We start from the raw sequence: 14,372 nt of genomic DNA on the forward strand, positions 1-14,372 counted from the left end.
CTCATACATAGGATACTCCTCTGGGATTACTTTATATATTTTTTTATGATATTGAACAGCTCGACTCTTCCTTTTTTTATTCGTTATGTTTGCTATTTTACTGGTAACGGATACAATAGTATGAGAATCTAACGAATGGTAGTGGTGATATTAATGGTGTCAATCAAAGATGTGGCCAAGCTGGCGAATGTATCGATTTCAGCCGTTTCCAAGACGCTGAATGGCTATTCCGACGTTAGCGAAACCACAAAACAAAAGGTCATGCAGGCCGCGCAGGAACTGAATTATTTCCCGAACCGCCTTGCCAAAAACCTTAAGCACAAGGTCACCAAGACCATTGCGCTGATCATATCGAACTTTGAGCAAGCGAACGGCAAGGACGGCGTTATGTTCCAAATCATGACAGGCGTCTATGCCGCAGCCCAACATTATCACTATGAAGTGGTCATTTATACGCGTAGTCTGTCCGAACAACAGGATAAATCGTACTGGCAGTTCTGTAAGGAAAATAAAATCGCGGGCGTCGTCATTTCTGGGCTTCGCACGACGGATCCCTACTTCGAAGAGCTAGTGAACAGTGAATTTCCATGCATGGTGGTGGATGCCGATATTGTCGGCCCCCATACCGGATCGGTCATCACGGATAACGTGGGCGCTGCTAGAAATGCCGTGGAGTACTTAATTGCGAGAGGGCACCGTGATATCGGCATGATCAATGGGCACAGATTTGCGGCGGTGAGTGTACAGCGTCTTCAGGGATATAGGGAAGCACTCGAAGAGGCGGGTTTGGTATATGATGCGAAGCGGGTGATTGAAGCCGATTTTAGTGAGCAAGTGGCATACGAAGCTACCGAGCCTTACCTGGAGCGGCACCCGAATCTTACCGCAGTTTTTATATCCAGTGATCTGATGGCCATCGGATTTATGACTCGCTGCCGGGAGTTGAATATTAGCATTCCAGGAGATATCTCTATTATGGGTTTTGATGATATCGTGCTCTCCAGCTATACGACTCCCAGATTGTCAACAGTCAGACAAGATTTCACAAGAATCGGTTATTCGGCATTTGAGGAAGTTATCAAGATGCTGGAGAATCAAACACCGGGATATCATAAAATTCTTTCTTTCGAAATTGTTGACAGAGAGACAATAAAGGTGCAATAATGTTATCGAAAACGTTTTCGAGTTTAAAACGCTTATTTTTATACTCATTACGAAATCGTTTTTCGATATTTTTTTATTTGATATCGAAAACGATTTAGGTATCGCTTACAGAAAAAGAGAAAAACAGTTGGGAAGGATGACAACCATGCTGAGCTACAACAAGGTGCAGTCTGAAGATTTGAAGAAATGGTCTTTTTCCGAGGTCGAGTTTAATCCACTGGCTTTGGGCAAATGCGAAGCGATTATGTCGCTGGGGAATGGATATATGGGTCTCCGATCAGCTGCGGAGGAATCGTATATCGGGGAGAAGAGAAACCTGTTTGTTAACGGCACGTTCAATAAATTCGATGAATTCGAGGTGACGGAACTTCCGAATACGGCGGATATTACGCGGCTTGATATACGAATAGACGGTACTCGATTCTCGCTTGAGCGTGGTACGGTTACCGAATATGAGCGGACACTGAATATACGCGATGCTGAGCTCGTGCGAAGTTTTATCTGGGAATACCAGGGGAAGAAAATCCGGTTTGAATTCAAGCGCTTCGTCTCTTTGGCCAAGCTGCACCAGATTGGTCTGAAGGTAAGCATAACTCCGCTGAACGAGGGCATAACATTGGTAATTAACTCCGGTATCGACGGTCAGGTCAGCAACAGCGGAAGCCAGCATTTTCACGAGGGTGAGAAGCGGATTTACGACAAGACATTTCTTGAGTTGATTCAGACGACGACAGAATCCAAGGTGGATTTCGTCCACGGTGTTGCTCATCGTCTCCGGTTAAACCAACAAGAGATCCAAGCAGCTCCCAAGATGGATATCGACCGCCGCAAGGTTGCAGTTGCTTATGCGCTTGATGTTGCGGCAGGCGCGTGTTTCGAATTCGAGAAGATGGCAAGCGTATTCACAAGCCGTGACCATGAATTTGCAGAAGGAAGCAGCCTGGACGACATTCGGCAGCATGCGCTGGCTGAATTGAAAGCGTTCCATTCCGCTGGTTATGATCAGCTTTTTGCAGAGCATCGAGCAGCCTGGAGCAAGGTATGGGAGCAATATAACGTCTCGATTCAATCCTCGAATTCCTTCGATCAACTGGCTGTCCGGTTTGCCATATATCATCTGATTATTATGACACCAGCACATGACCGGAGAATGGGAATCGGCGCTAAGGGCCTCAGCGGAGAGGGGTACAAGGGTCACTCTTTCTGGGATACGGAGATTTTCATCTTGCCGTTCTACATTTACTCGAATCCCGAGGTTGCGCGCTCGTTGCTTGAATATCGCTATCTTGGTCTGGAAGGAGCCAGAGCCAAAGCGGCTGAGAATGGCTTTAACGGCGCGATGTATCCATGGGAAGCCGCTTGGCCGAGCGATGGCGAAGTCACGCCGGAGTGGGGACAGGTGGATATCGTAACCGGCAAGCAAACTAAGATTTGGTCCGGATTCATTGAGCAGCATATTACATCCGACGTCGCTTACGCCGTATGGCACTATTATAAAGCAACAGGCGATCAAGACTTTATGGACCATTACGGCTACGAAATGATCTTTGACACCGCAAGGTTCTGGGCGAGCCGCCTCGAGTGGAATGAGGTCAAGGCCGTATATGAAATCAATGAGGTCGTAGGTCCGGATGAGTATAAGGAGCATGTGGATAACAACGCATTTACGAATTATATGGCTTCCTTTAATATTCGATTGGCTATGGAATACTATCATAATCTCCAGACATCCAATGCTGAGCTGTTCCAATCGCTGAACGGGAAGCTGGAGCTAGAGCAGGCGATGGACGAGTGGCAGGACAAGATCCAACAAATCTATCTGCCGCAGCCAAACCAGGACGGAATTATCCCGCAGGATGACACGTACTTGCAGAAGAAACTTATCGATTTAACGTCGTATAAGCAGCAGAGCAAGGTAGGCAGCATTTTTGACGATTACAACCTGGACCAGGTTGGGGAAATGCAGGTATCCAAGCAGGCCGATATTATGATGCTGTTCTTCCTCCTGGAGGATCAGTTTACGCCGGAAGTGAAGCAAGCGAATTATGATTATTATGAGCCGAAAACGCTTCATGACTCCTCACTCTCTATGTCAACACACAGTATTCTGGCTAATGATTTTGGAGATCGCGATCTGGCATATGAGCTGTTTGAACGGGCTTCGAAGATCGATCTTGGGCCGTATATGTATTCATCTGATGCAGGCATTCACTCCGCGTCGCTCGGCGGCATATGGGAATGCGTGGTGCTTGGGTTCGCAGGCGTCCGCATGCTTGGCGGAGAGTTGCATATGAATCCGAATCTGCCGAAGGCATGGGATGAGCTTTCCTTCCCGCTGTACTGGCAAGGGCAACGCTTGGAGGTCCACATCAACCGCGAGACCTTGAAGCTGACTGCGAATTCAGACCAGGAAATACAGCTTGTTATTCACGGTAACACCATGAAGTTCTCTAAGGAGCTTCAAATCCAATATTGAACATTCTGGAGGGTCATTCAATGAAAAAGAATTGGAAATGGTCAACAATGCTTAGTATGGTCATCATCGCTGCTTTGGCGCTATCCGCTTGCGGCGGCAATAGTGGAGGTTCCGGCAATGGGGCTGCAGGGGAGAAGGTTAACCTGACATTTACCGTATGGGGCGATGTGAACTCTGGCGCTAATGAACAGCAACTTGCCGATGAATTCAATAAGGCTCACCCGGACATTCAAGTCAAATTCGAACCGATTCCAAGCGAAGGCTACGGCACCAAATTGACGACTTCGCTTGCAGCCGGACAAGCACCCGACGTATTCCTGATCGGCGAGGGAGATTACTTCAAATATGTTGAGAAAGGGGTCGTGGAGCCGCTTGACGACTACTTGAGCAAGGACAGCGATTTCAGTCTGGATATCTTCCAGAAGGATCTGATCGACAATATGAACATCAACGGCAACCAGTACTATCTGCCGAAGGATTTCAATCCGCTCGCGCTCTGGTACAACAAGCGCATGTTTGATGAAGCAGGCCTGGAATATCCGTCTGAAGATTGGACCTGGGATCAATTGATCGAAACGTCCAAGAAGCTGACCAAGAAGGAAGGCAATAAGTATACCGAATTCGGATTTAATGCTGGTAAGTGGGAATATCCGATCTACACGTATCTCTGGGATCATGGAACAGATATAGCGAATGAAGATGGAACAGAGGCCGAAGGATTCATGAATGGCGAGAAGACGGTAGCCGCCATTGAAAAATACGTTGCACTGTCGCAAGGCGAAGATCGCGTATCGCCAACACCTCAGGATGCCGAGACGCTTGGCGGAGACTCCTCCATGTTCATGACGGATAAATTGGCCATGATGGTAACAGGCCGCTGGGTGAAGACGGATCTGGACAAATCGGACGTGGAATACGGATCAGCCTGATTCCTACCGGTGAGGACGGAACGCGCACGAGCATTATCGCAAGCGCGGGCTGGGCGATCAACGCCAACAGCAAACACAAGCAGGAAGCTTATGAGCTCTTGAAATGGTTATCCGGTACCGAAGCGCAGAAGCTTCGCTCCGAGAACGGCAAGGTTCTCCCAGCAACCGTAACGGAACTGGAAGAAGTGAAAGCAAACGAAGTTGCCGACAAGCCAGTTATCGAAATGATGGATTATGCGAAGAAACCGGTCACATTGCGCTCTACCCATGGCCCCATCTTTGTTGAAGAATTCAACAAAGCCATGGAGAAGATTTTGCTGAAGCAACAGGACGTGAAGGGCGCTTTGGATGAAGCTGCGAAAAACGTGGATAGCAAAATCAAGTAAAAACGACAGGTGAAGTGCATGATCATGCGCTTCACCTGCTTCATCAAGGAGGCTGTTATGCGAAAGTCAAAATCGGATTGGGCCGGCTACTTATACATCATGCCATGGCTTCTGGGACTTCTGCTGTTTACGATTGGCCCAATGCTGTTCTCCTTGCTGCTAGCCTTCAGCAAATGGGACATTATTACGGGAGTGCAATCGATCGAGTGGGTTGGGCTGGACAACTTCAAGGCGATTTTCCATGATGAATTATTTTATCAATCTCTAAAAGTAACCTTTATTTTTGCTTTGGTATCCGTACCGCTCTACCAAGTGGTCTCCCTGTTGATTGCAGTGCTGCTCAATATGCGCCGTCGCGGCATGAAGGTATTCAGATTAATATATTTCATGCCATCCGTCATTCCGGCTGTTGCCGTATCGATGATGTGGGTCATGATATTCAATCCCGAATACGGGATATTGAACAAAGCGCTCGCTTGGTTCGGCATCCAGGGACCGGCTTGGCTTCAAGACCCGTCCTACGCGCTCGGCGCACTCATCGTCATGGGAATCTGGGGCGTCGGCAATACGATCATCATTTATCTGTCGGGTTTACAAAGCGTGCCCGAGGATATGCATGAAGCGGCCGAGTTGGACGGTGCTGGAAGATTCCGGCGGTTCTTCAGCATTACGCTGCCAATGATATCGCCAACGGTGTTCTTCAACTTGATCATGGGAATTATAGGCGGGTTCCAATACTTTACCCAGGCGTTTGTCATGACCAACGGAGGTCCGCTCAATTCTACATTGTTCTATAACCTGTATCTCTATAACAAGGCCTTTCAGGATTATGAGATGGGTTATGCCTCGGCATTATCCTGGATCTTGTTTGTCATCATTCTTGTATTCACTCTGATCGTCATTCGAAGCTCGTCCATGTGGGTGTATTATCAGGGCGACGACGATAAGGATTAAAGGAGGCGTCATTCATGAATCATTCTGCTAAGCGTATCAACGTGCCGCATATCCTGTCCATGCTGGCGCTCATTGTCGGGGCTCTTATCGTCATCGTGCCTTTGTTATGGACTTTCTTCACCTCGCTGAAGTCACCGGCGGAGGTATTCAAAGATAACTTCTTTCCAACCGTGTGGCACTGGACTAACTACAGAGATGCCGTGCAAGCCGTACCCTTCTTCAAATTTCTAGGCAATACCGTCATCATTCTGATTCCGGTCTTGATCGGAACCGTATTATCTTCAGCCATCTGTGCTTACGGATTCGCGAGGTTCAATTTCAAAGGCAAGCGCACGCTGTTTCTGGTACTGCTGGCAACGATGATGCTGCCTTCCCAGGTTACGATGATTCCGATGTTCATTATGTTCAAGGAAATCGGTTGGGTGGATACATTCCTGCCACTCATTATCCCTGCGTTTTTTGGCGGCGGTGCATTTAACATATTCCTGATTCGCCAGTTCATGCGCGGCATTCCCCGGGACCTGGATGAGTCCGCATTTGTTGATGGAGCCAACCGCTTCCAGATCTTTACCCGAATCGTGCTGCCGTTGTCGGTGGCACCGCTGATCGCCGTATCGATCTTTACCTTCATGGGCGTCTGGAATGATTTCCAGGGACCGCTCATTTATCTGAACTCCAGCGATAAGTATACGTTGGCACTAGGTCTTTCCATGTTTAAGGGATTGTATAACGTCGAATGGAACATGCTGATGGCGGCAACGATTCTGATTATGCTGCCGGCATTAATCGTATTTTTCTTGGCACAAAAATATTTCATCGAAGGCATTTCCATCTCCTCAGCCATTAAGGGTTGATCAGTTGGAAGCCAGAGGAGGCTGACATGCAGGGTACATCAGGATTAAATAGCAGACATCCCTTCAATTTATACTATAATGCCGGTGAGTATATGAAAATCTGCGGAACCCAGGACGGCTACTTCCCGGATTTCGGACACCATGTTGCTAACGAGATGGGTGGGGTATGGCTTCATCCGATCAAGCTGCTGGACGGCTTTTGGCTGAGAATTACGGATATCGACCGGAACATCTCGGTTTGGTCCCGTTCGGACGGCTTCACGAGCGAGCCATGGGGCAGCCGGTTTCAATATGATCATGGCCTTGGCCATATTCCGGTCCGGCTCGAGCGCGTTCAATTTGCCCCTGAACTGGAAAAAGGAATGGTTGCCGATTACCAGCTGCTGTCTTATGGAAAAGGAACCACTCGGCTGAAGCTGGAGCTGCTGGCACGTACCGATCTCCGCCCTGTCTGGTTCTCCGATGAAATCGGCATAACGGACGGCGAACAGGATGAAGTCATCCTGAGCTCGGAACGAGTCGTGGCGGTGAAGGACAGCGCCCATGACTGGTACGTCCAGATCGGTACGGATTTACCGGGTACCGAGGTAGAGACGGGGGCCTCCTTGTATGGGCCTGAGTTTACGGCGGGTAACGGTATGGGGGTTGCCTTCCGCAGCGAAGTGATTGAGCTTCAGGAGAAGGAGACGTTGCAATTCCGCTTATTCGTTGCCGGCTCCTACCAATCCCAGGAGGAGAGCGCGGCGGTATATGACAAGCTTGTCTCTTCGCATGAAATTCTCTTGCAGCAGAAGAAGGTGTTATATGAAGGGGTCGAGAACCGGGCGAAGCTGGAAATCGCCGGGGAAGATTTACTGAACGAAGCTTTCAAATGGGCCAAGTGGAACAATCAGTGGCTGGTACAGAAGGTCGATGGCATCGGACGTGGTTTGACTGCCGGAGGACCCACCTACCCGTGGTGGTTCGGCTGTGACAATACGTACTCTCTGCAAGGTGTACTTGCCATCGGGGATGCGCAGCTGGCGAAGGATACGCTGAACCTTCTACTGCAAAAATCGGAAGAAGCCAATGGCAATGGCAGAATCGTGCATGAGATTACGACCATGGGGGCAGTGTCGAACCCGGGCAATACCCAGGAGACCGCTCATTATATCGCATTTGTATGGGAGTTGTTCCGCTGGACGGGAGATGAAAAGCTGCTGCAGCGCCATTACCGCTATTGCGTGAAGGGGATCGATTGGCTTCTGCATGAAATGGATCCAGACGGCGACCTGTTCCCTTCGGGTTACGGCATCATTGAGATTGCAGGCCTTAACATGGAGCTGATCGACAGTGCGGTGTATACCGCGCAGGCTCTGCAGGCGATGGTGGAGATGAGCAGACATCTGGGCGAGGAAGACAACGCGAAGAAGTACAAAGAGCTTGCAGACCGTGCAGTACGCGCTATTAATGAAGTGTACTGGTGCGAGTCGGAAGGTTTGTACGCAGATGCGGTTGCTTCCAGAAGCGATATCGAGCCGAAGGTCGATTATATGGTTTCCTTGGCGGAGAAGGAAGGGATTCAGGGATATCGCGAGTACCTGGGACAGATGCTAGGTGAAGCCAAAGATGCGAAGGCTGACCGGGGATGGCTGCTCAACAAGAACTGGGTCATCGTGACGCCAATGGAGACCGGTATTGCTGATCCGGAGAAGGCCGAACGAGCACTTGAAACCATGCGTTCGGACATCTTTATTGGAGAGTACGGCACCTATCTGGCAGGGATCTACAAGCAAGGCACCATGACAATCTCGACGGGTGTCCATGCGGTAGCCGAAGCGGCCAACGGCCATCCGGACGAGGCGCTGGCGCTGCTGCGCAGAATGCTGGGGTCCTTCTCGAAAGTGCTCCCGGGCTCTTTTTCCGAGATGTCGCCGGATTATGGCTGCGTGGTACAGGCATGGACGCTGTATGCCCTTACGGTTCCGGTGATCCGCCACTTCTTCGGTGTGACACCAAGTGCGCATGAGAAGACGTTTCATATTAAGCCTCAGCTTCCCACTTCGTGGTTGGATCGTGAATGCAGCCTGAGCAACCTTAGAGCAGGTGATGCCGAGCTGGATATTTCCATCGCACCGCAGCACAACGGGCGGACCGTAACCATCCGCAACCCGCAGGGCTGGAACATCGTCATCGAACTAGACGGTCAACGCTTCGAGAGCACTGATACGCACATAAACTGGGCAGTGGCAACAGCGCAGGTTTAAGCGTAATTCAATAAAAGATAATCGATATCCAAAGTATATGCTTGTCCTATCTTGGGTAATGTTCCATAAATACTTGTTAAGAGCGCCGTTGACAATTCAATTGTCAGCGGCGTTTTTGATTAGGCAAAAAGTATATTATATCCAGCGCTAGGCAAAGTATAAGAAAACCTGGAAAGTTTTTCTCCATTTATTGCAAGGTAAGCAGAGTCCGAGGGCAACGAGGAGACCTTATACATGACGAAGAACTTCGAGAGCGGGGAAGGCATGCAAGAAAAGTTACCCGTTTCCCTAACGAAATTTCTAGAGAATATGAAGGGCCGATTTGGGCAAAGCGGGGATATCATCTGTAAGATCTATCGATATTTGTTGAAAATCCGAGCCAAACCCCGGATGAATGCATGAAAATGATCCAAGAACTTACCATAACGTTAGGCAAAGTAGGGACAGAACGATTACACTCAAATTGAAGTGAACCGAATAGTACAACTATACGACAGAACATTCATTAGACTGGCTCTGCCGTTTTTTGTGTTTTATTTATGTTAAAATGAAATGTCCAATGATAAGTACAGATTCAAGGAAAAAGTGAGATTTTGCGGTAGGGGGAATAAGAAATGCCTTATTTAAGAACTGCGGACGGAATTAAGCTGTTTTATGAATCTTATGGCAAAGGGAAACCGCTTGTTTTTATACATGGATTAGGTGCATCTTCCTCCATGTATCATCCTCAAGTAGAGTATTTCAAACACTATTTTGAAGTAATCTTGATAGATTTAAGGGGCAATGGACAATCCGGAAAACTGGACTGTCACTTTGACCGTGTCTTGGAATTGCAAACACATGATATAAAAGAACTTTTAACCTTTCTAAAGATTGAAAGCGCAATATTTGTTGGCGTATCTTATGGCGGTGTATTGATTCAGAAGTTAGCCATTACTTATCCTGAAACGGTAAAGGCCCTCGTTATCGTGGATAGTTTTTGTGACACGTCGGTTGATTCCTTTCAAAAACGATTAGCTATGATTGGCGCTAACCAAACCTGGGTTTTTCATTTTCCTAAACAGTGGTTAGCGCAATTAACAAAAAGCTCGTATAAACGATGGCCACTAGCCAGCGCGGAGATGGAAAGAGTTATGGTTAACATGCGAACGCATGAGGCTAAAACTCAAAGAAAAGCAATAAATAAAATTAATTTCAACAAACAATTAAGTAGTATAGAAGCTCCGACCATTTGTTTGGTTGGCGATGATACTAAATTAGGTGTTCGGATGATGACACAAGTAGCTAATTTCATAAAAAATTCAGAGCTACAGGTTATTAAGGATTCTTTTGACCCAAGCAACCTTTGTCAACCACAAGTTTTCAATAAAACCGTTCATAACTTCTTATCCAAGATAGAATAGGATGGCTATGATCACAATCAATACATAGGATACAACAATCAAACAAAGCCTTAACCCTGATTACAGGGCTAAGGCTTGTTATTCATTAGGCTAGTCTCATCTTAAAATCTTGATAGCCGAACTCACGCACGACGCGACAATTACCGTCTTTCTCCTGCACGGCGATCGCAGGCAGCGGCATGCCGTTGAAGGTGTTGGTTTTGACCATAGAGTAGATCGCCATGTCTTCGAACACCAATCTGTCACCGCTCTTCAGGGGCTGATCAAAGGAATAGTCTCCGATGACATCGCCCGTAAGGCAGGTCGGACCACCAAGCCGATAGGTGTATGGCTTCTCACCGGCCTCACCTGAACCGACAAGCGGTGGACGGTATGGCATTTCCAGAACATCCGGCATATGACAGGTTGCCGACGTATCCACGATCGCAATCTCGATACCGTTCTTATGGATATCCAGTATGGAAGTAACCATATAGCCCGCATTCAGCGCAATGGCTTCTCCCGGTTCAAGGTAGACTTCCAAGCCGTAGTTATCCTGCATTCGCGAGATGCAAGCTTCGAGTCTCGGGATATCATAGTCATCTCTTGTAATATGGTGACCGCCACCGAAATTGATCCATTCCATCTGCGTCAACCATGGCCCGAACTTTTCTTCGACGGCATTCAGCGTGGTCTCCAAATCGTCCGAATTCTGTTGACAAAGGGTATGGAAGTGCAATCCTGTAACGCCTTCCAGCAGTTCCGGCCGGAAATCCTCTCGTTTCACGCCGAATCTGGATCCCGTTGAGCAGGGGTCATAGATCTCATGTCCCACTTGCGTCGAACATTCCGGGTTGATGCGCAGGCCTACCTTTTTACCGGCTGCAACGGCTTTTCCTTTGAACTTTTCCAATTGGGAAAAGGAATTGAAGATGATATGGTCGCAAATGGAAACAATCTCGTCGATTTCATCCTCACGATAGGCAGGGGCAAAGACGTGATTTTCTTTGCCCATTTCTTCGTGACCCAGTCGTGCTTCGAATAAACCGCTCGCCGTCGTTCCGCTTAAGTATTTTCCGATGAGTGGATACATGGCTGTCATGGAAAAAGCTTTTTGCGCCAGCACAATCTTGGCTCCCGTACGCTGCATGACGCCGTTCAGAATGGTGAGGTTTCTTTCGATGCGTGCTTCATCGACAACGAAACAGGGTGTCGGCAATTCCTCGAACCGCATATTAACGAACGAGCTCCGGCTGTTTAGCTTCCTCGGGCAATGCGTCAACCAACACCGGATTGAAGTCTTCTACCCATGGAAGTCCCCATTTGTTGAGTTCTTCCATGAATGGATCCGGATCGAACTCTTCGATATTGAATACGCCCGGTTTATTCCATTTGCCGGTCATGACCATGGCCGCGCCGATCATCGCAGGCACGCCGGTTGTATAGGAAATGGCTTGGGAACCCACTTCTTGATAGCACGCTTGATGATCGCATACATTGTAGACATAGTAAGTCTTGTCTTGGCCGTCTTTTTTACCTTTGAAGATACAGCCGATGTTCGTCTTGCCTACTGTACGTGGCCCGAGGGAAGCGGGGTCAGGGAGTACAGCCTTCAGGAATTGAAGCGGAATGATTTGTTTTCCTTCGTATTCGATTGGTTCGATGGAGGTCATTCCTACGTTTTCAAGCGCTTTTAAGTGCATGAGATAGCTTTGACCGAATGTCATGAAGAAACGGATGCGTTTCAGTCCAGGCATGTTTTGCGCCAGGGATTCAAGCTCTTCATGATACAGCAGGTACATGTCCTTCTGGCCGACTTCAGCGAAGTTATACTCGCGCTTGATTTCCATCGGTTTTGTTTCAATCCATTGCCCGTTTTCCCAGTAGCGTCCATTCGCGGACACTTCGCGGATATTGATTTCCGGGTTGAAGTTGGTTGCGAACGGATAGCCGTGATCGCCGCCGTTGCAATCCAGAATGTCGATATATTCGATTTCGTCAAAATAGTGTTTCAGCGCATAAGCGGAGAATACACCCGTTACGCCTGGGTCGAATCCGCTGCCCAAAAGAGCTGTGATTCCTGCTTGTTCAAAACGTTCACGGTAATCCCATTGCCATTTGTATTCGAATTTCGCCGTATCTTCCGGCTCATAGTTAGCCGTATCCATGTAGTGCGTTTTAGTGGCTAGGCAAGCATCCATGATCGTCAAATCTTGGTAAGGCAGGGCTAGATTCATGACGATATCCGGTTTGACTTCGTTAATCAGAGCGATTAGTTCGTCTACGTTGTCGGCGTCCACCTGTGCGGTCGTGATTTTGGTGTTGCCACCGTCCAATTTGGCTTTCAGTTCATCGCATTTGGACTTCGTGCGGCTGGCGATGCAGATTTCCTCGAATACCTCGCTGTTTTGAACGCATTTATGAATGGCTACTGAAGCTACGCCGCCGGCGCCAATGATTAGTGCTTTCCCCATTTTTTCAATCTCCTTTTCGAATTCATTTTTTATGTAGAAACGGCAACAAAAAAAGCAAGCGAAACACGCACTATGCGCATCACACTTGCTTCGATAGTCAAATAATAAGAACTCCCCATTAGCATGACAGGACAAACCTCTTGCGTGCTTGTCAGTCAACCATAAAACTCATCGTTTCATGGAAAGGCCCTTAATATTCAAATATACGATGTTTAGGATCAGAGTCTATATAGCAAATAATTACTTTTACCACTCTTATTGACCGTTTCACAAGTTGTGTGCATATGCACTGGTTGTAAAGTAACCAACTTATAAAATTTGAGCTTTTAACTCAATCAATAAGGCAACGAAAGTTGCCAATCGGCATTTGACCCGGCTGTCCGTATGGCCTTGACTTCTGTAAGGAAGTGGTCAAAGATTATCTGCTTGGAAAGATCCTAAAATAGGTATTGAATATTAACTTTCCAAAAATCATGCTTCTTCATAGTAGCAGGCCAGCGACTAATGAGCAAGCAAAATTTTTGAAACGGGGGTAGACTAGCCGCCGTTCAAGGGACGTGGGCCCACTAATAGTGAAGGATGTGTCTATATTCTTCGGCGTATTCGGATTTTTTTGTTATGATAGTCATAATGGTGCATCATGAAGCGTCTTAACGACATCTAGATTGAGAGGAAGGCTGGCCTAAAGCATTATGAACAGCTTAAGTTTTTATTCTGTTGGATCATTCATACTTGTTGTATTGGTTCTGATCGCTGTGATATCTATCGTATACCGAAGCTGGCGTAATGGTATATCTCCCATGCCTTCATCAGCGGTGGTTCGAAGAGCCGTTCTCTCCGAGTTGCGGCGTATACCCCTACCAGGACTCATCGTAGAGGCTGGATCAGGCTGGGGAACACTGGCGTTGCAGCTGGCGACGTACAACAAGGCATGGCGAATCGTAGGCATCGAGAATTCATGGATTCCGTTATGGGTCTCCAAGCTGTCCGCCAGCCTAAAGCGAACTGCGGCGGATCTGGATTTTCAACATGGAGATATTTATCAATATCAGTATGATCAAGCGGATGTCGTGATCTGCTATCTCTATCCCGGAGCCATGACAAGATTAAGCACGATCATGCGTGTACAACTGAAGCCTGGAGCGTACTTGATTAGTGTATGTTTTGCTATGCCCGGCTGGGAGCCTGAGCGCGTTGTGACCTGTGGAGATCTATACCGTACGAAGCTGTATATCTATCGGGTAAAAGAGTAACTGACGCGCCTAGACTTATGGCTCCAGCAACCAGCGATGCATTTCCGGGAATAGGAGGCTCCACGTAGATTCATGGTGTGTGCCTCCGGGAACGAAATCGAATCGGACTTGGCCTTCCGGTATCCCTGAAGAGATTAACGTCTGGCGAGTTAACGCAACGTGCTCGTGGGCAGTCTGATTGAAGTCGTCATTATCGGTTTCTCGTTCCCCAATGCTAAGGTAGATGCGAAGCGCAGGGGAAAGAATCGACGCTT

12 protein-coding genes and 1 pseudogene are annotated in these 14,372 nt (G+C 47.9%); 10 read left to right on the forward strand and 3 right to left on the reverse strand.

The window, feature by feature from the left end; translation table 11 throughout:
- Window positions 1-153 precede the first annotated feature (153 nt).
- The 9 genes from JCM10914_RS11650 to JCM10914_RS11680 all read left to right on the forward strand — a co-directional run bounded on the left by JCM10914_RS11650 (window position 154) and on the right by JCM10914_RS11680 (window position 10,412).
- Window positions 154-1,164: a LacI family DNA-binding transcriptional regulator gene (locus tag JCM10914_RS11650; protein ID WP_036717896.1), complete on the forward strand. Its 1,011-nt coding sequence runs from the start codon at window positions 154-156 to the stop codon at window positions 1,162-1,164.
- Window positions 1,165-1,309: 145 nt separating this feature from the next.
- Window positions 1,310-3,640: a glycoside hydrolase family 65 protein gene (locus tag JCM10914_RS11655; protein WP_023961010.1), complete on the forward strand. Its 2,331-nt coding sequence runs from the start codon at window positions 1,310-1,312 to the stop codon at window positions 3,638-3,640.
- A gap of 20 nt (window positions 3,641-3,660) precedes the next feature.
- Window positions 3,661-4,569 (forward strand): sugar ABC transporter substrate-binding protein, encoded by a 909-nt coding sequence (locus JCM10914_RS11660; protein WP_023961011.1) that lies wholly within the window; start codon window positions 3,661-3,663, stop codon window positions 4,567-4,569.
- A 35-nt stretch (window positions 4,570-4,604) separates the two neighbouring features.
- Window positions 4,605-4,955, forward strand: coding sequence for a hypothetical protein (locus JCM10914_RS31355; RefSeq protein WP_370570237.1), 351 nt, complete (start codon window positions 4,605-4,607; stop codon window positions 4,953-4,955).
- A gap of 57 nt (window positions 4,956-5,012) precedes the next feature.
- Window positions 5,013-5,909 (forward strand): carbohydrate ABC transporter permease, encoded by an 897-nt coding sequence (locus tag JCM10914_RS11665; RefSeq protein ID WP_023961015.1) that lies wholly within the window; start codon window positions 5,013-5,015, stop codon window positions 5,907-5,909.
- A 14-nt stretch (window positions 5,910-5,923) separates the two neighbouring features.
- Window positions 5,924-6,763 (forward strand): carbohydrate ABC transporter permease, encoded by an 840-nt coding sequence (locus tag JCM10914_RS11670; protein WP_023961017.1) that lies wholly within the window; start codon window positions 5,924-5,926, stop codon window positions 6,761-6,763.
- Between the two features lie 26 nt (window positions 6,764-6,789).
- Window positions 6,790-9,009 carry a family 78 glycoside hydrolase catalytic domain gene (locus JCM10914_RS11675; protein ID WP_023961019.1) on the forward strand — a complete coding sequence of 740 codons (2,220 nt, stop codon included), beginning with the start codon at window positions 6,790-6,792 and terminating at the stop codon, window positions 9,007-9,009.
- 234 nt (window positions 9,010-9,243) lie between these two features.
- Window positions 9,244-9,411 carry a hypothetical protein gene (locus JCM10914_RS28855; RefSeq protein WP_023961021.1) on the forward strand — a complete coding sequence of 56 codons (168 nt, stop codon included), beginning with the start codon at window positions 9,244-9,246 and terminating at the stop codon, window positions 9,409-9,411.
- A gap of 212 nt (window positions 9,412-9,623) precedes the next feature.
- The gene (locus JCM10914_RS11680) at window positions 9,624-10,412 is read left to right on the forward strand and encodes an alpha/beta fold hydrolase (RefSeq protein WP_023961023.1); all 789 of its coding nucleotides are present in this window, start codon (window positions 9,624-9,626) and stop codon (window positions 10,410-10,412) included.
- Window positions 10,413-10,497: 85 nt separating this feature from the next.
- Here the strand turns inward: JCM10914_RS11680 and nspC are convergent, their stop codons facing one another.
- Both nspC and JCM10914_RS11690 read right to left on the reverse strand, forming a co-directional pair.
- On the reverse strand, window positions 10,498-11,625 hold the full coding sequence (gene nspC, locus JCM10914_RS11685; protein WP_023961025.1) for a carboxynorspermidine decarboxylase: 1,128 nt from the start codon (window positions 11,623-11,625) through the stop codon (window positions 10,498-10,500).
- 1 nt (window position 11,626) lies between these two features.
- Window positions 11,627-12,865 carry a saccharopine dehydrogenase family protein gene (locus JCM10914_RS11690; protein WP_023961027.1) on the reverse strand — a complete coding sequence of 413 codons (1,239 nt, stop codon included), beginning with the start codon at window positions 12,863-12,865 and terminating at the stop codon, window positions 11,627-11,629.
- Between the two features lie 800 nt (window positions 12,866-13,665).
- Here JCM10914_RS11690 and JCM10914_RS11695 point away from each other — a divergent pair.
- Window positions 13,666-14,118 carry a class I SAM-dependent methyltransferase gene (locus JCM10914_RS11695; protein ID WP_231638621.1) on the forward strand — a complete coding sequence of 151 codons (453 nt, stop codon included), beginning with the start codon at window positions 13,666-13,668 and terminating at the stop codon, window positions 14,116-14,118.
- 15 nt (window positions 14,119-14,133) lie between these two features.
- Here JCM10914_RS11695 and JCM10914_RS29245 read toward each other — a convergent pair.
- A pseudogene (locus JCM10914_RS29245) lies at window positions 14,134-14,372 on the reverse strand (esterase family protein); the annotation flags it as partial.

Origin of the sequence: Paenibacillus sp. JCM 10914 (genome assembly GCF_001315105.1) — a bacterium.
Lineage (GTDB): Bacteria > Bacillota > Bacilli > Paenibacillales > Paenibacillaceae > Paenibacillus_AQ.